Source organism: Arthrobacter sp. Soil761 (assembly GCF_001428325.1).
Classification (GTDB): domain Bacteria; phylum Actinomycetota; class Actinomycetes; order Actinomycetales; family Micrococcaceae; genus Arthrobacter.
In genome coordinates, this window is sequence record NZ_LMSF01000001.1 from 208,827 (window position 1) to 230,000 (window position 21,174).

Annotated in this window: 23 protein-coding genes, 1 pseudogene and 1 riboswitch; of the genes and pseudogenes, 3 read left to right on the plus strand and 21 right to left on the minus strand. The window is 65.0% G+C overall.

Translation table 11 applies throughout. The features are described 5' to 3' along the window. Positions 1 to 118 precede the first annotated feature (118 nt). The 5 genes from ASG79_RS00995 to ASG79_RS01015 all read right to left on the minus strand — a co-directional run bounded on the left by ASG79_RS00995 (position 119) and on the right by ASG79_RS01015 (position 4,611). Entirely contained in the window at positions 119 to 403 is a 285-nt protein-coding gene (locus ASG79_RS00995) for a hypothetical protein (protein WP_056387841.1), read from the minus strand. Between the two features lie 151 nt (positions 404 to 554). Continuing rightward, positions 555 to 980 carry a carboxymuconolactone decarboxylase family protein gene (locus tag ASG79_RS01000; RefSeq protein ID WP_200953128.1) on the minus strand — a complete coding sequence of 142 codons (426 nt, stop codon included), beginning with the start codon at positions 978 to 980 and terminating at the stop codon, positions 555 to 557. A 28-nt stretch (positions 981 to 1,008) separates the two neighbouring features. Beyond that, a complete protein-coding gene (locus tag ASG79_RS01005; protein ID WP_056387849.1) occupies positions 1,009 to 1,977 on the minus strand; it encodes a fumarylacetoacetate hydrolase family protein in 969 nt (322 codons plus the stop codon). Next, entirely contained in the window at positions 1,974 to 2,783 is an 810-nt protein-coding gene (locus ASG79_RS01010) for a cyclase family protein (protein WP_056387851.1), read from the minus strand. The genes ASG79_RS01005 and ASG79_RS01010 overlap by 4 nt, the downstream gene beginning before the upstream one ends. Further along, complete coding sequence (locus tag ASG79_RS01015; RefSeq protein ID WP_200953129.1) at positions 2,776 to 4,611, minus strand: CocE/NonD family hydrolase; 1,836 nt, start codon at positions 4,609 to 4,611, stop codon at positions 2,776 to 2,778. Before ASG79_RS01015 ends, ASG79_RS01010 begins: the two co-directional genes overlap by 8 nt. Before the next feature lie 88 nt (positions 4,612 to 4,699). On the opposite strand from ASG79_RS01015, the gene ASG79_RS01020 reads away from it, so the two are divergent. After that, a complete protein-coding gene (locus ASG79_RS01020; RefSeq protein WP_056387855.1) occupies positions 4,700 to 5,287 on the plus strand; it encodes a TetR/AcrR family transcriptional regulator in 588 nt (195 codons plus the stop codon). 329 nt (positions 5,288 to 5,616) lie between these two features. Here ASG79_RS01020 and ASG79_RS01025 read toward each other — a convergent pair. From ASG79_RS01025 to ASG79_RS01090, 14 genes and pseudogenes are all read right to left on the minus strand, one after another. After that, a pseudogene (locus tag ASG79_RS01025) lies at positions 5,617 to 6,300 on the minus strand (magnesium chelatase domain-containing protein); the annotation flags it as partial. After that, positions 6,300 to 6,656 carry a YraN family protein gene (locus ASG79_RS01030; protein WP_018768278.1) on the minus strand — a complete coding sequence of 119 codons (357 nt, stop codon included), beginning with the start codon at positions 6,654 to 6,656 and terminating at the stop codon, positions 6,300 to 6,302. The gene ASG79_RS01030 and the pseudogene ASG79_RS01025, both read right to left, overlap by 1 nt. A gap of 108 nt (positions 6,657 to 6,764) precedes the next feature. Then, positions 6,765 to 7,091, minus strand: a complete 327-nt coding sequence (locus tag ASG79_RS01035) for a DUF2469 domain-containing protein (RefSeq protein ID WP_056335405.1) — start codon at positions 7,089 to 7,091, stop codon at positions 6,765 to 6,767. A 48-nt stretch (positions 7,092 to 7,139) separates the two neighbouring features. Further along, entirely contained in the window at positions 7,140 to 7,895 is a 756-nt protein-coding gene (locus ASG79_RS01040; RefSeq protein ID WP_056388162.1) for a ribonuclease HII, read from the minus strand. 50 nt (positions 7,896 to 7,945) lie between these two features. After that, the gene (gene lepB, locus ASG79_RS01045) at positions 7,946 to 8,776 is read right to left on the minus strand and encodes a signal peptidase I (RefSeq protein WP_056387858.1); all 831 of its coding nucleotides are present in this window, start codon (positions 8,774 to 8,776) and stop codon (positions 7,946 to 7,948) included. Continuing rightward, positions 8,777 to 9,454 (minus strand): signal peptidase I, encoded by a 678-nt coding sequence (lepB, locus tag ASG79_RS01050; protein WP_056387861.1) that lies wholly within the window; start codon positions 9,452 to 9,454, stop codon positions 8,777 to 8,779. A gap of 88 nt (positions 9,455 to 9,542) precedes the next feature. Beyond that, entirely contained in the window at positions 9,543 to 9,902 is a 360-nt protein-coding gene (gene rplS / locus ASG79_RS01055) for a 50S ribosomal protein L19 (RefSeq protein WP_018768283.1), read from the minus strand. Between the two features lie 235 nt (positions 9,903 to 10,137). Further along, entirely contained in the window at positions 10,138 to 10,950 is an 813-nt protein-coding gene (gene trmD, locus ASG79_RS01060) for a tRNA (guanosine(37)-N1)-methyltransferase TrmD (RefSeq protein WP_018768284.1), read from the minus strand. Further along, complete coding sequence (rimM, locus tag ASG79_RS01065; RefSeq protein WP_186447728.1) at positions 10,951 to 11,496, minus strand: ribosome maturation factor RimM; 546 nt, start codon at positions 11,494 to 11,496, stop codon at positions 10,951 to 10,953. Positions 11,497 to 11,614: 118 nt separating this feature from the next. Next, positions 11,615 to 11,857 (minus strand): RNA-binding protein, encoded by a 243-nt coding sequence (locus ASG79_RS01070; RefSeq protein WP_056387863.1) that lies wholly within the window; start codon positions 11,855 to 11,857, stop codon positions 11,615 to 11,617. 1 nt (position 11,858) lies between these two features. Next, on the minus strand, positions 11,859 to 12,281 hold the full coding sequence (gene rpsP, locus ASG79_RS01075) for a 30S ribosomal protein S16 (protein WP_018768286.1): 423 nt from the start codon (positions 12,279 to 12,281) through the stop codon (positions 11,859 to 11,861). A gap of 233 nt (positions 12,282 to 12,514) precedes the next feature. After that, a complete protein-coding gene (locus ASG79_RS01080) occupies positions 12,515 to 12,970 on the minus strand; it encodes a hypothetical protein (RefSeq protein WP_056387866.1) in 456 nt (151 codons plus the stop codon). 168 nt (positions 12,971 to 13,138) lie between these two features. Then, positions 13,139 to 14,014, minus strand: coding sequence for a VOC family protein (locus tag ASG79_RS01085; RefSeq protein ID WP_018768288.1), 876 nt, complete (start codon positions 14,012 to 14,014; stop codon positions 13,139 to 13,141). A 99-nt stretch (positions 14,015 to 14,113) separates the two neighbouring features. Beyond that, complete coding sequence (locus tag ASG79_RS01090; protein WP_056387868.1) at positions 14,114 to 15,196, minus strand: amidohydrolase family protein; 1,083 nt, start codon at positions 15,194 to 15,196, stop codon at positions 14,114 to 14,116. Between the two features lie 79 nt (positions 15,197 to 15,275). Then, a riboswitch (TPP riboswitch) is annotated at positions 15,276 to 15,383 on the plus strand. A 31-nt stretch (positions 15,384 to 15,414) separates the two neighbouring features. Between ASG79_RS01090 and thiC the strand changes: the two genes are divergently transcribed. After that, positions 15,415 to 17,220: a phosphomethylpyrimidine synthase ThiC gene (gene thiC, locus ASG79_RS01095; protein ID WP_056388166.1), complete on the plus strand. Its 1,806-nt coding sequence runs from the start codon at positions 15,415 to 15,417 to the stop codon at positions 17,218 to 17,220. Here the strand turns inward: thiC and ASG79_RS01100 are convergent. After that, entirely contained in the window at positions 17,217 to 17,951 is a 735-nt protein-coding gene (locus ASG79_RS01100; protein ID WP_018768291.1) for an alpha/beta fold hydrolase, read from the minus strand. The two genes, thiC and ASG79_RS01100, sit on opposite strands and share 4 nt — an antisense overlap. Positions 17,952 to 18,052: 101 nt before the next feature. Then, a complete protein-coding gene (gene ffh, locus ASG79_RS01105; protein ID WP_018768292.1) occupies positions 18,053 to 19,636 on the minus strand; it encodes a signal recognition particle protein in 1,584 nt (527 codons plus the stop codon). Positions 19,637 to 19,720: 84 nt separating this feature from the next. Between ffh and ASG79_RS01110 the strand changes: the two genes are divergently transcribed. Beyond that, a complete protein-coding gene (locus ASG79_RS01110; RefSeq protein ID WP_026265613.1) occupies positions 19,721 to 21,124 on the plus strand; it encodes a glucose-6-phosphate dehydrogenase in 1,404 nt (467 codons plus the stop codon). Positions 21,125 to 21,174 lie beyond the last annotated feature (50 nt).

A 21,174-nucleotide genomic window follows, 5' to 3' on the forward strand; every position in this document is an offset into this window, starting at 1 on the left:
AGGACCTTTCTACGCATAAGGTACTGCCACTCGGGATTTGGTTGCCCACTCGACGAAAGAGTTCTGGGCGACGAGCGGCCACGCCTTCACCCCTACCGGACTTCATACATCGGCCCTCCTATGCGGACGTTTCCGGTGTCATGTCAACCCGGGGCTGGTCTTCATTTGTGGGCGCAGTCCCCCGGATCTCTTTCGGGTAGATCCATACCTCTATCGGATCCGTTGAAAGCACCATTTTTCGTTCGTGGAGGTAGTGGCCGATGGTCCAGATCACGTCACCCGATTCGGTGAGGTCATCAACTGTCTCCATGAATTGAAGGCCCGATGGATGGCGAATTAGTACCCTGTCACCAGGTTCCAACTCCCCACGGTGCTGCACGAGCATAATGACTGGATCGCTCATTGTTCTGTCCTGATGTTCCTGTCTGCAGCCCGGTGAACCCCTTGATGCGACGTTTCAATTTCGGTGCTGTGAATGAACGCCCCTGGTACTGCGGGGATTTGGGGCCGTCTGTATGAAGCGTGGGTGGCGCGGGTTCCAGATCCGGACCGGTTTAGTCCGATACGCTGTTGAGGGATGCCTCGACGACGCGCATGGCCGATAACGCCGCCGGTGCCCCGCAGTATGCGCCGGCGTGGATGATGAGCTCGACGACCTCTTCTTGTGAAAGTCCGTTCGTCAGCGCTGCCCTGACGTGGCCCCCCAGTTCCTCGTGTGCGCGCAAGCTCACGAGGATGCTCAGTGTCGCGATGCTTCGGCTTCGCCGGTCAAGCCCATCCCGGGTCCACACTGCTCCCCAAATGTGCTCAGTAACGTGTTCCTGCAATGGCCACGATGGTGTGTCAACTGCCTTGCCAAGGGCCTTGTCCACGAAGGAATCCCCCATGACCTGCCGGCGTACGCGGAGACCTTGCTCCATCCCCGCCGAGGTGTCACTGTTCCGGGATCTTGCATTACGAATCTCTGCTTGGTCAACCATTTGTCTCTCTTTCTGGAAGCGCACTGGCTCATAACTCCGCTGTCTGCGCAGGGGCCCAGGGCACCGGCGGAGTAAATGGCCGGCGTCTTGCTTTTGGAATTTCGTGGATCGGCTCAGGTTCCCCAATGAAGTTCGTGAGTGTGCCCAGTCGTTCCACGGTCAGGCTGATGACGTCGTCCCGTTGCAGGGGTGCCGGGGTCGTGGTTCCTGCCCATCCCCACATCTCGGCCAGGCAACCGCCGCCGCATGTACCCGAGCCGAGAATGTCGCCGCGGCGGACCCACGTGCCCCGGCTGGCGTAGGAGATAAGTTCGGGAAAGCTCCACGCCATGTTCGCGAGGGAATCCGTGGCAAGCTCTTGCCCGTTGATGGAGACGCTCATGTGCAGGTTCAGAAAGCCGCCGTCAGTGACGTCGTCGAATTCGTCCTTCGTGACAAACAGTGGTCCCAGCGATGTGGCAGTGTCCTTGCCTTTGGCCGGACCCAGTCCAACTGTCATTTCCTTGCGCTGAAGATCACGGGCGGACCAGTCATTCAAGATCATGTATCCGGCAATGTGTTCTTCTGCTTCCTCCGGGGAGAGGTTGTAACCGTCCTTGCCTATGACAGCTGCCACTTCCAGTTCGAAGTCGAATTGTTGTGATCCCGGCGCAACGGGCACGGTCGCGTTGTGTCCCGTTGCGGCGTGTGGGTTGGTGAAGTAGAAGGCGGGTGCGTCGTACCATGCTTCCGGCACACCCTTGTCTCCTGCAACGGACCGCAGCGCGCCGACGGTGTGTTGCTCGAAGGTGATGAAGTCGCGGATGGTGATGACATCAATCGGTGGCAGAAGCTCAGCAGTGCGTAAGTCCACATGATCCCCGTCGGCCACGGCCGAGGGTTGTGAAATGACATCGAACGCGTCCAGACCCGCCGGATAGAGCCGGCCCGAATCCAGGTCATCGTTGGCTTCTCCAAGGCGCGGGACGCCGTTTGCGAGAACACGGAAGAATTTCATGGCTGGCCTCCGTCAATGTTTGTCTCGCCGGGTTTTTCGTCGAGGATGGCCACAGCACGGGTCCAGCCGGCTGACGCACCGTGAATCTTCACCGGGAAGCAGGAAATCTGGAAGCCGATAGCGGGGAGTTCTTCGAGATTGTGCAGTTTCTCGATGTGGCAGTAGCCGATCTCCATGCCGGCTTTGTGTCCTTCCCAGATCAGCGAAGTGTCCCCGGTTTCGGCGTATTTTCTTGCTGTGTGGATGAACGGCGCGTCCCAACTCCATGCGTCTGTTCCGGTCACGCGGACCCCGCGGCTGGTGAGGAAGAGTGTGGCTTCGCGGCCAATCCCGCAGCCTTTGGAGAGGTAGTCGTCCATGCCGTAGCGGGTGCCGGCAGACGTGTTGACGATAACGATGTCGCCCGGGGCCAGGTCGTGACCGATCCGGCGGAGTTCGGTTTCGACGTCGGCTGCTGTTGCCACGTAGCCGTCATCGAATCCACGGAAATCCAGCTTCACCCCACGACCGAAGCACCATTCAAGCGGGACCTCGTCGATGGTGATGGCTCGTGCTCCACAGTCCATGGTGGACGCATAGTGGTACGGCGCGTCGAGGTGAGTTCCAGAGTGTGTCGTGGCAGTGATCTTCTCGATTGCCCACCCTTCCTGGCCGGGCAGGTCGGCTGCTGTCATCCCGGGAAAGTAGGAAACCAGGTCCTTGGCTGTTTCTTGGTGGTTGAAATAGGTGATTTGGGGGGTGAGCCCGGGCGGATCCGATGCAATATTTGCGCGGAGGCTGACGGAGAGGTCCACGAGCTTAGGCATGGTGGTCAGGTTCTTTCTGGCGATCGGCGAAAGTCGAAGTCTTATCCGTGGGCGTAGCTGGTATGACCGGCAGCAGCAGTGAAGTTCCGGAGCCCGGTCCGGTGTGCAAGGTGGTTACGCCGTCGAAGATTCCGGCTGGGCGATCGTCCGGGTCGTCGTGCACGAAGACGCCGTTGCCGCGCTGTTCGATGCCGTAGGCAACCGGCCACGGACCGTCTCCCGGCATTTGGAAATCACGGCCCGACAGAGTGACGCCCAGCCGGTAGCCCGGCGGGATGACCAAGGAAGTGGGCCAAATCTCGACGTCAAGGTCGACCGGCTGCCCAGGGTTGAGCGGCAGGTTGCGGGTATGGCTATGCCACGGCTGGTGGGGCAGGGTGCGTTCCTGGTCGAGTTCGCGGTGGGAGGCACGAAGCCATCCCACGGCCAGCACGCCGTGTTCGTCGATCGCGGACACCAGCGAGACCTCGTGTCCGTCGGGGTCCTGGACACGTAAGGTGACGAAGATGTCAGCGTCAGTGGTGGAGGACGCCAGACGCACCCGCGCCGATGCCGGCCCGGTGATCTCGAGTTGCTCCGTCAGTGGTTCCGTCCAGAAATCGGCTCCCGGACCAAGCGCTGGGAAGGCCACGGTTTGCTCGGCGGACGGCTCGGTTGTGCTCAATGATTCGGACTGGGCGTCCAGGTGGAAGCGGGTCCAGTTCGTGCGGGCCAGCGGCCACTCGGCCTCGTCGCGGCCTTCGAAGGACCCGTCGACGTGCCGCACGTTCAGCCGAACTGGAGGTTGTTGGTCCCAGCCGGTGTCTTCGTCTTTGAGGAAGTAGCCGAAGAACCGCTTTTGGAGACCTACGCCGTAGTCGGTGTAGAACTCTGCGAAGTGCTCATTGCCATGCACTTCCAGCCATTTTTGCGGCGAGGCGACCTGGTTGTAGCCCTCGAAATTGCCGCGGGTGTGCAGGTGGTGTGCCCAGTTCGCCGCCGACAACACCGGCACCTGGACGCGGGTCAGGTCCGGCGTCCGTGCCTGGCTGAACCCGTCGATCAGCTTCCGTCGTTTTGCTTCCCCGATCGTCTCGACCCGGTTGGCGGCGAGTTCGTCATCGGTAAGGGTAGGCGGTCCGGCGACGAGTTCGCCGGTGTTCGGGTTGTGCCGCCCACGCTCGCCCGCCCCGTGCTGGACGGTGAAGATCTGCTGGTCCTGCCAGGCCTGCCCGAACCGGGACAAAATGCCACCGTGGTGGTTGAAGTCCCGGTAGAAGTCGGTGAACCCCTCCCATGGACAGATTGCCGTGAGGTGAGGGGGCTGTAGTGCCGCGACCAGCCACTGGTTGGCCGCGTAGTAGGAGATCCCGAGCAGGCCCACACGGCCGTTCGACCATGCCTGGGTGCCGGCCCACTCGATGGCCTCGTAGTAATCGCGGGCCTCTTGCTGGCTGAGCATGTCCAGCTGTCCGGCGGAACGACCGGCGCCGCGGGAGTCAACCCGAATACAGATGTAGCCGTCTGGAACCCACTTTTCCGGGTCAACCGTTTCCCACACCTGGTAGGCGTTGCTGGTGCCGGTAACGGCATCGGGATAGGCCGATGCCAGACGTTGCCACATCGCGGTGAACCCCTCTTGGAAGGCCAAACCCTTGCCGTACGGGCCCAAGGTCATCAGTACGGGATACGCGCCCTCGTCGTCTGGACGGAAAACGTCGGCCCGCAACACCGCGCCGTCGGGCATGGGTACCGGTACGTCCCAATCAATCCTCATGCCGCCTACCGCCTCGCTGCGCGGCGTGATCTGGGCATCATTGCCCTCCACGGCCAAGCCTCGTGAACTCACCACTACCTCCTCTAGATGCAAGTTACTTGCGTTAGAAGTATGCGCTTCGATATTTTTAAAAGCAAGAGTCTTGCGTTAGGGTGTGGTTATGACTGAGGTAGGGAACCGGCGACGGCCGGGTGGTAGATCGGCCCGGGTGCGGCGCGCCGTACTCGACGCCACCCTCGACCTATTCCACGCAGTCGGTATGAACGGGTTGGTCATCGCCGACATCTCGGCCCGGGCAGGGGTGCACGAAACCACGATCTACCGCCGCTGGGGGACCCGCGAGAACCTGCTGATCGAGGCACTTCTCGACGAAGCCGAAGAACTGCTTCCTGTGCCGGACACCGGTACGCTGCGCGAGGACCTGGTCGCCTACCTCACTTCCTTGGCGGCATACCTCAGCACCCCGCGCGGCATCGACTTCGACCGGGCACTGGCCGCAGCCGGAGACGACCCAGACACACGTCAAGCCCGGGAGCAGTACTGGAACACCCGATACGGGCGCTCCGGCCAAATCATCACCCGGGCAATCGACCGCGGCGAGTTGCCCGATGCCACCAGCCCGCGCGAAACAATCGATATGTTCGTCGCACCCCTGCATTTCAGAGTCATCCTCACCCGGGAACCCCTCGACCCCGGCCTACCCGAGCGACTCGTCGACACACTTCTCCATGGACTGATCGCGCCCTGACCTGGGAGCACATGAAGACTCAACTTTGGTGGGAAACAAACTATGAGCCAGAGATGGGTACTGAGAACAGCTTTGACATGCGGAAACGCGCGAAATTTCCTTCTTTGAACCCATATAAAGTTTCAAACAGTTTTGTCAGAGACGGGCGTGAGGCGCGTTAGCGACACCGCCCTCACCGTCGCCCCGCACTCACCACGCGCTTATTACCGACAGTGAGCTTGGGAAATTGCCTGGCTCGGTCAGGTCCCTGCACGCAGGAGGATCGCCACATGGTTACCCGCAACTCGGCCGCTACTCCCGCTCCACCACATTAATAGTTAAGGACATAGACCCGGCGGCCCGGTGAGGAGCAGATGATGGGCGCCCGCCGCCGCCACTTCCAGAGCCCTGCGGGCTTCGCCCTGCCCGGAGACGTCTGCCATGTCGGGACACGGGCCGGGAAGCGCCTGGCCGTCACCGGCGTCATCGGCCTCGTCCGGTTCGAAGTCCAGGGCAAGTTCCTGGGGGTCCGCCCCAAAGTCGAGGGCAAGCCGGGCAAGCGTGCGGTACCCGCGCACCTTGGCTCCGGGGACCAGGGAGGCCTCGGCGAGGTTGGCCTGGGCCACCACGATCTCCGGATACCCGGCCTGCACCGACGCCATGACCGCCGGCAGGATTCCCCGCACCGGCCGCAGCCTCCCGTCGAGCCCCAGCTCGGCGATAAAGACTGTGCGCCCCGTGGGCTTGATGTCGTTCGCTGCCCGGAGGACGGCCATGGTGACGGCGAGATCGAAGCCGGAGCCTCGTTTCGGCAGTGAGGCAGGAATGAGGTTTGCGGTGATCTTCCTTCGGCTGAGCGGGATCCCGGAGTTCTTCGCGGCTGAGCGGATGCGCTCCTTGGCTTCGTTGAGGGAAGCGTCCGGCAGCCCAAGAATGACGAAGGCCGGGAGCGTCTGGCCGATGTCAGCCTCGACTTCCACCATGTAGCCGTTGAGCCCGACGAGGGCGATGGAGTAGGTGCGCCCGAGGAACATTACCCCACCCCCTTGAGGTGTTCGACCACGGGTTCCCCGCCGCCGTCGTCCACGACGGCTATGACGTCCACGCGGCGCAGCGGCATCCGCAGTTCGCGGTCACGGCACCAGGCAGCAGCGAGGCGGTGCAGCCGGGCCAGCTTTTCCGGACCGACGGCTTCAAACGGATGGCCGTAGTCGAGCGAACGGCGGGTTTTGACTTCGGCGATCACCAGCGCATCGCCGTCGAGGGCGACGATATCAATCTCGCCCCCGGCGCACCGCCAGTTGCGCTCCACCACCAGCATGCCCAGCGCTTCAAGATAGCCCACGGCAAGGTCTTCGCCCCGCCGGCCCAACAGGTCTTTGGATTTCATGTGTACCTCCGCAACCAGCCTGGAGGCGAAGGGCCGCGGAAGACAGAAGGCCCCTGCCGTATGTGGACAGGGGCCGGTGTGGAGGGGAAGTCAGGGTCCCGCGGGACCCTAGTTGCCCAGGTCTACATCCTTGGGCAGGGCCAGTTCCTCGTTGCGGGGCAGTTCCTCCACGTTCACGTCCTTGAAGGTCAGGACCCTGACGCTTTTGACGAACCGTGCCGAGCGGTAGACATCCCATACCCAGGCGTCCTGGAGGGTCAGGTCGAAATAGACCTCACCATCGGCGCTGCGGGCCTGGAGGTCCACATGGTTGGCCAGGTAAAAGCGCCGTTCGGTCTCGACAACGTAGCTGAAGAGGCCGACCACGTCGCGGTATTCACGATAGAGCTGAAGCTCCATGTCGGTTTCATAGTTCTCAAGATCCTCAGCACTCATGCTTCCATCTTGCACCATGTCCGGCACGGGTGCCGCGGGTGGCGGGGGTCAGTCTTCGTACGGTTCGTCCCCGTCGGGCACCTCGGCGTCCTGCAGTTCCCCGCCAAGCAGCCGCCAGCTTACCCTGTGGTACGGTGTGGGCCCGGCGGCGCGTAGGACGTTCCGATGGGCTGCCGTGGCATATCCCTTGTTGATGTCCCAGCCGTAATCGGGATATTCGGTGTGCAGTTCCCGCATCATCCGGTCCCGTTCCACCTTGGCAATAACACTTGCGGCCGCGACGCTGAGGCACTGCATGTCCGCCTTGACCTTGGTATGGACCGGGGCTTCACACGCGGCCTCCAGCACGGGCTGGTCGAACAGGGACAGCTGGCCTGCCGGGGAAAGCCAGTTGTGGCTTCCATCAAGCAGCACAGCCTCCGGGATGATGCCGGCGCTGATGATGCTGTTCCACGCGCGGGTTCCCGCCAGCCGAAGGGCAGCGATGATGCCGAGTGAATCTATCTCGCCGGCGGAAGCGTGTCCCACCGCCGATGCGATACTCCACCGGCGCACCAGGGGATCCAGCCGTTCCCGTTCCGCAGGGCTCAGGAGTTTGCTGTCCCGCACGCCTGCAAGCGGCTTCTGGCGTTCCAGGTCAACGACGGCGATTCCCACGCTGACAGGACCCGCGAGGGCACCCCGGCCAACCTCATCCACCCCGGCAAGCAGGCGCACCCCCTGGGCCTTGAAGGTACGCTCGTGCCGCAGCGTGGGCGCCTTGGCTCCGCGTGCTGCCGGTTTTGAGCCGGAGCGCGCCTTCACTGCCGGGGTAGTCTGCACTGCTGGGGACGCCTGCACTGCTGAAGGCACGGTCAGTGGGCCGCCGGGACGCTGCGGAACACGTCCGGGTAGTTGTCCAGGGTCTTGATCCTGTTCAGCGGCCAGGCGATGACCGCGGCCTTGCCTTCGAGGTCCTTGAGATTGATGAATCCGCCGTCAGTCTCCATGTGCGCACGGGAATCGGCAGAGTGGTTCCGGTTGTCACCCATCACCCACACCTTGCCTTCCGGTACGGTGACGTCAAAGTTGCGGATCTGCGGGACTTCCGCGGGATTGATGTAGGTCTCGTCAATCGCGGTCCCGTTAATGGTCAGTTTACCGCCGGCGTCACAGCAGACAACGTGGTCGCCCGGGAGCCCGATGACACGCTTGACCAGGTGCTGTTCGGAGTTGTCGGGCAGGAGGCCGACGAACGTCAGGCCGTCCTGGACCCAGGTGAACGGTCCCTGTGCCTTGGCCGGGGCCGGCGGCAGCCAGCCCTTGGTGTCACGGAATACCACCACGTCGCCACGGCTGAGCGCGAAGGGCTCCGGCACCAGGAGGTTCACGAAGATCCGGTCATCCACGTCGAGGGTGTTCACCATGGATTCCGAGGGAATGAAGAATGCCCGGAACAGGAAGGTCTTGATAAGGAAGGACAGCACCACGGCGATGACCACCACCGTGGCGATTTCCCTGAGCCAGCCGAGCACGGGATTGCCGCCGGACTTGGCGGCCGCTGCCTTCGACGCCGTCCTGTGCCGCCGATGGACGGGGGCGGCGGTTTCCGGGGTGTCGCCGGGTACGGAGGGAACTGGAACGGTGGGCGTTTCTGATGCGCCGTCATGGCGCGGTTCAGGTTTCCGCGCGTGATTCTCGGGCATTTACCGTCCGTTCTGTGTTGTCGGCCCCGCTGCGGGCGGCCGTGCTACTGGAGCAAATCTATCAAGCGGCCAAAGGATCTGGGCCGGCCGGCCAATCACCCTGTCCAGCGGAACCAGTCCGCCCCCGGGAGCACCGAGCAGGCTGCGGGAGTCAGCGGACACCGAGCGGTGGTCCCCCATCAGCCAAAGCCTGCCCTCCGGAACCGCGGTGCTGAACTTCTGCGTGCTCGGCGCGTCGCCGGAAAAAATGTAGGGCTCATCCATGGGTGTGCCGTTGACGGTGACCTTGCCGCCGGCGTCACAGCAGGCCACCGTGTCGCCGGGAAGGCCGATGACCCGTTTGACGTAGGTTGTGTCGCTGCCGGTCAGGCCGAGCCACTGCATGGCGGCAGCGGCTGCGTCCGGCAGCGGACCCTTGCCGCTGTTCAACGGTGCAAAGCTGCCACGGCCATCGAAGACGACAACGTCCCCGTGCCGGATGGGTTCGGACTGGAAGTCCGTGCGTGACACCAGGATCCGGTCCCCGCCCTGCAGGAGCGGCTCCATGGAATCCGAGGGGATGAAGTAGACGTCAAGCCACAGGGACCGGACCACTCCGCTGATGGCCACGGCGAGGAGCAGGGCCAGTAAAACAAAACGCCAGCCCATTTTGCGGGGCTGGCGTTTTGTCTGGTGCATGGTCCGTATCCTGGCGCTGGTGCATTGCTCCGGCGCATGCCGGGTACGGCCGCGCTCCAGCCTGGCCGTAAGTCCGGGCAGAACTTACTTACTTGGCGGAGCTGAAGTCGCGCTTTTCCTTGATCTTCGCGGCCTTGCCACGCAGTGCACGCATGTAGTACAGCTTGGCGCGGCGGACGTCACCCTTGGTGACAACCTCGATCTTTTCGATGATCGGGGAGTGCACCGGGAAGGTACGCTCCACGCCGACACCGAAGGAGACCTTGCGAACGGTGAAGGTTTCGCGCACGCCGTCGCCCTGGCGGCCCAGGACGAAGCCCTGGAAGACCTGGACACGGGTGTTCTTGCCTTCGATGATGTTCACGTGCACCTTGAGCGTGTCGCCGGCGCGGAACTCGGGAACATCGTTGCGCAGCGAGGCTGCATCGACGGAATCGAGAATATGCATGATTGCACTCCTGGTGAACGCCACAGGTCATTCACTTTGGGTCACGGCGGGCAAGTCCGGCTGCCGGAAGGCAGGCCGGGTCTCACCGCCGAAGTAGAATAGTCCGGCCGCTTCAAGGGTTGATGGGGCCGGTTGTCCGGCTGTTGGCCGCGCTACCCCCTGTGGCAGGTGCGGACCCAGCAGACACAAGGGTTAATTTTGCCACAGCGGCAGGGTTACGCCAATTCGCCCGGCACTAATCCTGCGGCGCGGCTGCCGCTTCCGGCCGGCGGACCAGCCTGCCATCCACGATGTCATACCCCAGGTTGTGCAATTCGGTGCGGTCGGCACGCGGGAGGCTGCCGGCGTCGAACCCTTCCAGGAGGTCCGGACGCCGCGCCGCTGTGCGGCGGTACTGCTCGTGGCGCCGCCATTGGGCGATCCTGCCGTGGTTGCCGCTCAGGAGCACCGGCGGCACCTCGCGGTCACGCCACATGGAAGGCTTGGTGTAGACCGGATATTCCAGGAGTCCGTCCGAGTGGGATTCCTCCACCAGGGATTCGGGATTGCCCACTACACCGGGCAGCAGGCGGCCAATGGCTTCCACCATGGCCAGGACGGCCACTTCCCCGCCGTTCAGCACATAGTCGCCCAGGCTGACAGGCCGGACCGTGAAGTGTTCCTGCGCCCATTCGATGACCCGTTCATCGATGCCCTCATACCGCCCGCACGCAAACGCCAGGTGCTGTTCCTCGGCCAGTTCATAGGCGAGGGCCTGGGTGAACCGCTCGCCGGCCGGGGATGGGACGATGAGGACCGGCTTGCGCTGCGGATCCGGCCGCTCCTCCGCCACGGCGGCGAGTGCCTGGGCCCAGGGTTCGGGCTTCATGACCATTCCGGCGCCGCCGCCGTACGGGGTGTCGTCGACAGTGCGGTGCTTGTCCGTGGTGAAGCTGCGCAGGTCATGGACGTGCAGGTCCAGGATGCCGTCGTGGCGGGCCTTGCCAATCAGCGAGAGTTCAAGCGGGGCGAGGTATTCAGGGAAGATGCTGACGACGTCGATGCGCATCTAGTCCCTGCTTTCCGGTTCCGGGGCAGCGGCTTCGTCGGTGTTGAGTTCGAAGAGTCCGTCCGGCGGGGTGAGGAGGATGAAGCCTTCCTCGATATTCACTTCAGGCACGATCTGTTCCACGAACGGGATGAGGATTTCCTTGCCGTCCGGGGTGGTGACCATGAGAAGGTCCTGCACGGGCATGGTGTTCAGCGCAGTCACCTTGCCCACAACCTGCGCGCCTACCCGGGCCTCCAGGCCGACAAGCTCGTGCTCGTACCAGCCCTCGTCATCATCCCCGTCCAGTTCTTCGGTTTCGATGAACAGCTTGGCGCCGCGGAGGGTTTCAGCCTGGTTGCGGTCCGCCACCTCCTCAAAACCGAGCAGCAGGATGTCCTTGTTCCAGCGCGCACTCCGCACGGTCAGCCGTCCTGCCACGGCGTCCTCAACGACGAATTCCGTTCCCGGGACAAAGCGGTCCTCCGGAGCGTCCGTCAGCACCTGGACGGTGACTTCCCCGCGAATGCCGTGCGGCTTGCCGATCCGTGCCACCTGAAGCTGCATCTGTTCCTCTGTTCCGGGTTGTGGTGGTTCCGGTGGAAGCACCATGTTGGTCAAAGCACTCCGGCCCCTCCACCTGGCGGTGAAGGGGCCGGAGCAAAAACTGAATGTTGCCGAGCGCTCAGCGGCGGCGGTCGGTATCGACGACGTCGACCCTCACCGGTTCGCCACCGGCCAGTGCTGCAACCACGGTGCGCAATGCGCGGGCGGTGCGGCCCTGGCGGCCAATCACCCGTCCAAGCTCGTCCTGGTGAACGCGCACCTCGAGGGTGTCCCCGCGGCGGTTGCTCTTCGAACTGACCTTGACGTCATCCGGGGAATCGACGATTCCGCGGACCAGGTGTTCCAGCGCTTCTGCCAGCAATCTACTCAGCCTCGGTGGTCTCAGCTTCGGCGTCGGCCGGGGCCTCGGCAGCGTCAGACTTGGATGCCTTCTTGGTGATGGCTTCCGGGATGATGACCGAGCCCTTCTCCGGGGCAACAAAGGCTTCCTTCGCGACCTTGGTCTTGAGGGTGCCTTCCTGGCCCGGCAGGCCCTTGAACTTCTGCCAGTCACCGGTGATCTTCAGGATCGCGGCGACCTGCTCGGACGGCTGGGCGCCGACGGAGAGCCAGTACTGCGCACGCTCGGAGTTGACCTCGATGAACGAGGGCTCTTCGGTGGGGTGGTACTTGCCGATCTCCTCGATGGCGCGGCCGTCACGCTTGGTGCGTGAGTCCGCAACGACGATGCGGTAGTACGGGGCGCGCATCTTGCCGAAGCGCTTAAGGCGAATCTTTACGGCCACTTTTGTGGTCACTCCTGTTTCAGAAAAGGGGTGAACCCGGCTTTCTGCACCCGTGGGGCGGGCCGTACTTGCGGGTTCGAAGGACAGGATCCGGACGCGGAGAGAGGGGCCACGCAGATCGAGTACCTGTTTATTGTGCCAGATGAACGGCGTTATTTCGACTTGGGCCACCGCGCCGGCGCCGCGGCCGGCCCTTGTGGAGGCGGAGGACGGCCGAAACCGGCATCACGGGGTCAGGCCGACCAGACGTACAGTCCCGTCCGCTCGGAATCGTCGATCGAGGCGGCCAACTCCGCCACCTGCTGAACGTAGCTCCGGGCCTGGCCGGCGTCGAACGGCATATCCTCCTGGCCGGCCCACTGTTCGGCGACGTCGTCAAGGACATTGCCTTCGCCTTCGGTTTCATAGGAGAGCAGGTCGGCCAGCGCACGGACCATGGCCGGCGGCACGGCAAGGAGCGAATCGCTGGCGACGTCCACCATGGTCAGCTCATAGTCGGCCCCGCCGGCGTGCACGGCAGTCCCGGCAAGATCGCCCAGCTGTTCGACTTCGAAGTCGCTGATGCCCTGGATCCGCACCGCCTGGCCCCCGGGCCCGCTGTCCGCCGCGGAGCCGCTTCCCTGGTCAAGGATGCCGGCGCGTTTCAGCGCGGCGTCATGGGTGGCGACGAAGATCTCGGTGAAGCCCATGGCGGGTGCCCTTCTTCCGTTGGCGGAGCTGCGTGCCGGGAGTTGCAGCCCGGCCGTACGGAATCAGCCTAGTTGCTGCGCGCCCGCCGGCAAACGCGCCGGGCCGGAGCCCGCGAGCCCCAACACTGGCCCGTCAGCACTGGCGCACGGCCCGTGCAGGAGCACCGGTCAGCGGACTGCCACCCGGAGCCGGTTGCGCCACGGGTCCTCGAACCGGAGCTCCGCGCCGGTGTGGTGGGCGGGCACCCCGGCGACCCTCAGGCGGTCAGCTAGCGCCCCGACGTCGTCACCCGAGGGAACCTCGATGAGCACCTCGCCCAACCCAAGGGTGTCCTTGCGGGGGCCGGCGCCGCGGCTGTTCCAGACGTTCATGGCCATGTGGTGGTGGTAGCGGCCCGCGGAAACGAACAGGGCCTGCCCATGCCAGCCCGCCGTCTTCTCGAAGCCCAGGGTACCCACGTAGAAGTCCCTGGCGGTCTGGACGTCGCCAACCTGGAGGTGGACGTGCCCCACGCCTGCGGACGTCCGCCGCTGGCCTTCGAGGGATTCCTCAGTGAGGTGCTGCTCCAGGTAGCGCTGCGGCGGAAGCGCCAGGCTGTCCATCACCACGTCCGTCCCGTTCCAGGACCAGTTGCTGCGCGGCCGGTCCCAGTACAGCTCGATGCCGTTGCCCTCGGGGTCGGTGAAGTAGAAGGCCTCACTCACCAGGTGGTCGGCGCTGCCGGTGAAGGACCGGGGTTCGTACTGGGCTGCCGTGGCGATGGTGGCCGCCAGGGAAGCCTGGTCCTCGAACAATAGGGCGGTGTGGAACAGGCCGGCCTCTCCCCTGCCGGGAAGGTGCAGCCCGGGGGCCGGCGCCAGGTGGACCAGCGGCCTGCCGAGCCTGCCCAGGTAGAGCCCGCCGTCCTGCTCCGCCACCGCCTCCAGGCCCAGTGCGCGCTGGTAGTAGTCGGTCATGACCTTCATGTCGCCCACCTTGAGCATTACCGTGCCCATGGCGAGGTCGGCAGGAAGAAGATCCTGGCTGCTGGCTGCGTCGGTCATTTGAAGGCTCCTTGTGTTGGAGGCCGTCACTTCGGCGGCCTGTCACATATTAAAATTACTTGAAGCTTCAATTTATTCCAAGTAGCGGAACCAAATAACTCAACGGATGATGCGGCCGCCCAGCACCACGTGCTCCAGCGCCGTGATCGTGTCCGGGGTGGTCCGGGGGTCGTCCCGGCACACCACGACGTCGGCCCGCGCGCCTTCCTCCAGGTTGTCAGCGCCCAGCCACGCACGCGCTGCCCAGCAGGCGGCATCCAGGGCCGCATGCATGGGCAGGCCGGCCCCGCGCAGGGCGAGGATCTCATCTGCGATCCTGCCGTGCCGGATCACGCTGCCTGCGTCCGTGCCGGCAAAGATCCGGACGCCGGCGGCATGGGCCTCCGCCACCCGTTCCAGCCTGCGTTCCCACAGGGCACGCATGTGGGCGGCGTAGCGCGGAAACTTTGCGTCCGCCTGCTCCGCGATATCAGGAAAGGTGGCGATGTTGATGAGGGTGGGCACGATCGGTACGCCCTGCTCCACGAACCGGGGCAGGTGGCGCGGCAGCAGCCCCGTGGCGTGCTCAATGCAGTCAATGCCGGCGTCCAGCATTTGGTCCAGGGTGTCTTCGGCGAAGCAATGTGCCGTGACCCGGGCACCTTCATCATGGGCAGCCTGCACAGCGTCACGCACGACGGCGGCAGGAAAGGAGGGCGCAAGGTCGCCGGCGCTCCGGTCGATCCAGTCGCCCACCAGTTTGACCCAGCCGTCGCCGTCGCGCGCTTGCTTCCGCACGGCCTCCACGAGCCCGTCGGGTTCGACCTCCGCCGCGAAGCCGCGCAGGTAGCGGCGTGTGCGGGCCACATGCCGTCCTGCACGGATCAGTACCGGGAAGTCCCGGCCGCCCTGCATCCAGCGGGTATCGGCAGGTGAGCCGGCGTCGCGGACCAGCAGGGTTCCGGCGTTGAGGTCAGCCAGCGCCTGCTCCCGGGCAACGGCGGGTTCCACCGGGCCGTCGGGACCCAGGCCGATGTGGCAGTGGGCGTCGACGAACCCCGGCAGCACCCAGCCGTCGAGTTCCCGCGCCGGAGGGGCAGCGGGCCGGCTGAACGTGAGCTTGCCGTCCACCGACCAGAGTCCATGGTGTACCCGGTCCGGTGCGGCCAGGACGGGTCCGCGAAAGTAGATGATGTCTGCCATCGGGCTTCCTTTCGATGCCCGGTCAGGCTAGCACCCGCAAATGTGACACCGCCCTTCCGGGGGCCTGTGGTAGCTTCTTCTCTGACCACACGGGAGCCCTTGCAGGGGCTGAGATCGGGCTGACGCAGCCTGCGACCGTTGAACCTGTCCGGGTAATGCCGGCGAAGGAAGTGAGTATTCCCTTGAGTACGCAAAACACCCAGTTGAACCCTGCCCACATGCCGTCCACCGGGGGTTCCGGAGCCGGCTCCACGCCCCAGGTGAACCAGTCCGAAGTGACCCGGTCCCTGGCGTCGCATTCGCTGGCCTATATCGACGACGCCGGGTCCGGCATCCGGGTACCCGTCACGGAAATTGCCCTGGAGCCATCGCCCAACGGCCAGCCGAACGCACCGTTCCGGACCTACCGGACGGCGGGGCCGGGAAGCGACCCCGTCCGCGGCCTGGAGCCCTTCCGCGCGGAGTGGATCGTGGCGCGCGGAGACACCGAGGCCTACAGCGGCAGGGAACGCAACCTGCTCGACGATGGCCGCTCGGCCGTCCGCCGCGGCGCCGCCTCCGCGGAGTGGAAGGGCGCGCAGCCGGTGCCCCGCCGCGCCGTCGACGGCCGGACGGTGACCCAGATGCACTATGCCCGGCAGGGCGTCATCACGCAGGAGATGCGCTTCGTGGCGCTGCGCGAGAACTGCGATGTGGAACTGGTCCGGAGCGAACTGGCCGCCGGCCGCGCCATCATTCCGAACAACATCAACCATCCGGAGTCCGAGCCGATGATCATCGGCAAGGCCTTCCTGGTGAAGATCAACGCCAACATCGGAAACTCGGCCGTGACGAGTTCCATCGCGGAGGAGGTGGACAAGCTCCAGTGGGCCACGCAATGGGGCGCCGACACCGTTATGGACCTGTCCACCGGCGACGACATCCACACCACGCGGGAATGGATCATCCGCAACTCCCCCGTCCCGATCGGCACCGTGCCGATCTACCAGGCCCTGGAGAAAGTCAACGGCGAGGCCAACGCGCTGACCTGGGAAATCTTCCGGGACACCGTCATTGAACAATGCGAGCAGGGCGTGGACTACATGACCATCCACGCCGGCGTGCTGCTTCGCTATGTCCCGCTGACCGCCAACCGGGTGACGGGCATTGTGTCCCGCGGCGGCTCCATCATGGCCGGCTGGTGCCTGGCCCACCACCAGGAGAACTTCCTCTACACGCACTTCGATGAGCTGTGCGGGATCTTCGCGAAGTACGACGTTGCCTTCTCCCTGGGCGACGGTTTGCGCCCCGGTTCGACGGCGGACGCCAACGACGCCGCCCAGTTCGCGGAACTGGACACGCTCGCCGAGCTCACCCAGCGCGCGTGGGAGTACGACGTGCAGGTCATGGTGGAGGGGCCCGGCCACGTTCCCTTCCACCTGGTCCGGGAAAACGTCGAGCGGCAGCAGGAACTCTGCAAGGGGGCCCCGTTTTACACCCTGGGCCCGCTGGTGACAGATGTTGCTCCGGGCTATGACCACATCACCTCAGCGATTGGTGCCACCGAGATTGCCCGTTACGGCACCGCGATGCTGTGCTACGTCACCCCGAAGGAACACCTGGGCCTGCCCAACAAGGACGACGTGAAGACCGGCGTGATCACCTACAAGATCGCCGCGCACGCGGCGGACCTGGCCAAGGGGCACCCGGGGGCGCATGAGCGGGACGACGCCTTGTCCAAGGCGCGGTTCGAATTCCGCTGGCGGGACCAGTTCGCACTGTCCCTGGACCCGGTGACGGCTGAGGCGTTCCACGACGAGACGCTGCCGGCTGAGCCTGCCAAGACGGCGCACTTCTGTTCGATGTGCGGGCCCAAGTTTTGCTCCATGCGGATCAGCCAGGACATCCGCGACGAATTTGGTTCCGCGGAGGCGCAGGCGGCACTGGCCGATGCTGCGGCCGGGATGCGCGGGAAGAGCGAGGAATTCCTGGCGGCCGGCGGCAAGGTCTACCTGCCGGAACTGCGGGTGCCTGCTGACAGCTAGGACGCGCGGGCCGGCTGGCTCCGGCTGACCTGGCTGATGAACTGCCGGATGGCCCGGTCCCCGTCCGGGGAGTCATGGGGCCGGTGTCCTCCCGCGGCAACGCGGTGCAGGGCCCCGGTCTCCCGGAGGTACCCGGCGATTTCCTCGTAGAGCGGTTCCCACCCACCGGTCAGCACCAGCGTGGGCACCCCGGGAACAATGTGCAGCGGCGCCTCCCATGACGGGGCCTGGAGCCGCAGCCTGCGGGCGGACCTTTTTTCTTCCGTGGTGGCGGGCTGCTGGAGGTCGGTGGCGAAGACCCGCCGGACGAATTCGCGCTGGAAGTCTTCGTCGCTGAGCTGGTGGCGCACGTCGAAGAGGGGCTGCATGAGGCTGATGTGGGCGGCAGTGGCCGGGAGTTCCGCTGTCAGGGAGAGGCAGGCCGGTTCCACCAGCGTCAATGAGAAGACCAGGTCCGGACGTTCGACGGCGGCCATCATGGCCGCGATCGCCCCCTGGGAGTGCGCCACCACATGCCCGCCGGCGGCGCCGCGGCCGTCATCGGCAAGGGAGCGCAGGATGATGGCGGTGTCCTCCGCGAAGGACGACTCCAGTGGCTCCGCGAGGACGTCAAAGCCATGGCGGCGGAGGAACAGGGCGTCATAGGACAGTGCCATGCCGTGCTGGCGCGGCCACGCGGCGGCACCGAAGGTTCCGGCGCCGTGCACGAACACTACCCTCTGCTTGAACATGTCCCAACCCTATTCCACGGCACTGACATCCCAAGCAAGCAGCGCCAGGTGTCGTTCTGAGAGGTCAAAACGACACCTGGCGCTGCGTTGCCGGGGAACTGCTACTTGCCCAGGAACTTGTCGAAGCCCTTGGGGAGGTTCAGCTGGGACGGGTCGAAGTCCCCGCCCTGCTGGCCGAAGGCGGCGCCCGTAGGCAGCGCCTTGGCGGCGTTGGCACGGCGGGCTTCCGCTTCTTTGCGCTCCTGGGCAGCCTTGGCCGGGTTGCCGGACTTTGCCTTCTTCTTGGGCGCGTTCTTGGCGTTCTTCCGGGCACCGCCGCCGGCGCCGGGCAGGCCAGGCATCCCCGGCATTCCCGGCATGCCGCCCTGGGCCATCTTCTTCATCATCTTCTGGGCCTGGGCGAAGCGCTCAAGCAGGCCGTTGACCTCGGAGACGTGGACGCCGGAACCACGGGCGATGCGTGCCCGCCGTGAACCGTTGATGATCTTCGGCGCCAGCCGCTCGTGCGGTGTCATGGAGCGGACGATTGCCTCGACGCGGTCGATCTCGCGTTCGTCGAACTGCTCCAGCTGCTGCCGGATGTTCTGTGCACCCGGCATCATCATGAGCATCTTCTTCATGGAGCCCATGTTGCGGATCTGCTGCATCTGGGCCAGGAAGTCCTCAAGGGTGAAGTCTTCCTGGTCGGCGAACTTCTTCGCCATCCGGGCGGCCTCATCCTTGTCCCAGGCCTTTTCGGCCTGTTCGATGAGGGTGAGGATGTCGCCCATATCCAGGATGCGCGAGGCCATCCGGTCCGGGTGGAAGAGTTCGAAATCGTCCAGGCCTTCGCCGGTGGAGGCGAACATGACCGGCTTGCCGGTGACCGACGCGACTGAAAGAGCGGCACCGCCTCGGGCGTCGCCGTCGAGCTTGGACAGCACGATGCCCGTGAAGTTCACGCCTTCGTCGAAGGCGAGGGCCGTGTTCACGGCGTCCTGGCCGATCATGGAGTCGATCACGAACAGGACTTCGTTGGGCACGATGGCACGGCGGATCTGGCGCGCCTGTTCCATCATGTCGGCGTCCACGCCCAAGCGGCCGGCCGTGTCAACGATGACGACGTCGTGCAGCTTCTGGCGTGCTTCCTCGACGCCGGCGCGGGCGACGGCGACGGGGTCGCCGGCGGGCTGGTCCAGCTCGGTGGAGGTGGCACCCGGGTGCGGGGCGAAGACGGGGACCTTTGCCCGCTGGCCCACCACCTGGAGCTGGGTGACGGCGTTAGGGCGCTGCAGGTCGCAGGCCACCAGCATGGGGCTGTGCCCCTGGGCCTTCAGCCACTTGGACAGCTTGCCCGCAAGGGTGGTCTTGCCGGCACCCTGGAGGCCGGCGAGCATGATGACGGTGGGGCCGTTCTTGGCCAGCCGGATCCGCCGGGTTTCGCCGCCCAGGATCTCGACGAGTTCCTCATTGACGATCTTGACGATCTGCTGGCCGGGGTTCAGTGCCGCAGAGACCTCGGCACCCAGGGCGCGTTCACGGACCCGGCCAGTGAACTCACGCACAACGGGAACGGCAACATCGGCGTCCAGAAGCGCGCGGCGGATCTCCCGGACGGTGGCATCGACGTCGGCCTCGGTGAGCCTGCCTTTACCGCGGAGATTCTTGAAGGTTGCTGTCAACCGGTCAGAGAGTGAATTGAACACGCGACGTGCACTTCTTTCAGTGGATGATCGGGACTCGACTATCTAGGGTATCAAGTCAGGCCCGGTAGGTGGCATGCTGGCAAAATGACGAGCCAAACGACTGTGAAGACCCTGCTCATCCTCGGCGCCTCGGGCGACCTCACCGGCCGGCTCCTCCTGCCCGGCCTGGCGCGGCTCGTTGCCGCAGGCCGCGCGGAGGGCCTCACCCTGGTGGGGGCAGGCTCGGATCCGTGGACGCCGGAACAATGGCGGGAGCGGGTCCAGGCATCGTTCGCTGCTGCAGCCGGCGCGGCAGACAGTTCCGGAAAGGACGCCCTCGAGCTGCTGCAGAAGGAGACGGCGTACCACCAGGTGGACGTCACGGCCAAGGGTGCCCTGGCCGCCCTGCTCGCGGGGCTGGAAGGCCCGGTGGCCGTTTACTTTGCGTTGCCGCCCCGGATCAGCCAGCAGGCATGCGAGACGCTCCAGCCGGAAGAGGTTCCGGAAGGCACCCGCCTGGTAATGGAGAAGCCCTTCGGCTTCAGCGAGGAATCGGCCCGGTCGCTGAACCGGACCCTGGCACGGCTGGTCCCCGAAGACCATATCCACCGGGTTGACCATTTCCTGGGCAAGGCCACCGTCCTGAACATCCTGGGCCTTCGGTTCGCCAACAACTTCCTTGAGCCGGTATGGAACAGGCAGCACGTGGAAAAGGTGGAGATCTTTTTCGATGAGGACCTGGCCCTGGAAGGCCGAGCGCGCTACTACGACGGCGCCGGCGCCCTCCGGGATATGATCCAGAGCCACCTCCTGCAGGTCATGGCGATCATGGCCATCGAACCTCCGGCCACCATCGGCGAGCGCGACCTCCGCGACGCCGTCTCCACCGTCCTGCGGGCCAGCAGCGTCAGTGCCCCCTTCACTGGCTCAACGCGCAGGGCCCGCTACACCGCCGGTTCCGTGGCAGGCAAGGACGTCCCGGACTACGCCAAGGAGGAAGGCGTGGATCCCGGAAAGGGAACCGAAACCCTTGCCGAAATCCAGGTGGGCATCGACAACTGGCGCTGGCGGGGGGTTCCCTTCATCCTGCGTTCCGGCAAGGCCCTGGGCGACAAGCGCAAGGAAGCGGTGGTCACCTTCCTTCCGGTGCCACACCTGCCCCAGGGCTTTACCGGGGTGGACTCCCCCAACCAGCTCCGGATCGGTTTCGGCCCGGACACACTGGAGTTCGACGTCGACGTCAACGGTCCGGGAAACATCTTCAGCCTGGGCCGGGTCACCCTGGAAGCCGAACTGAGCGCCTCCGATCTCCTGCCCTACGGCGAAGTGCTGGAAGGCGTGCTGACCGGCGATCCGTTGCTGTCCGTCCGGGGAGACACTGCAGAGGACTGCTGGCGGATTGTTGAGCCGGTCCTCAAGGCGTGGGAGCGCGGGGACGTCCCGCTTGAAGAGTACGACGCCGGTTCGGCCGGCCCGGCATCCTGGCCCACCAACCGCTCAAAGGACTGAGCAGTCCGCGGCAGCACCGGCAGCGTTAACAAGAGGCAGGGCGGGAACCT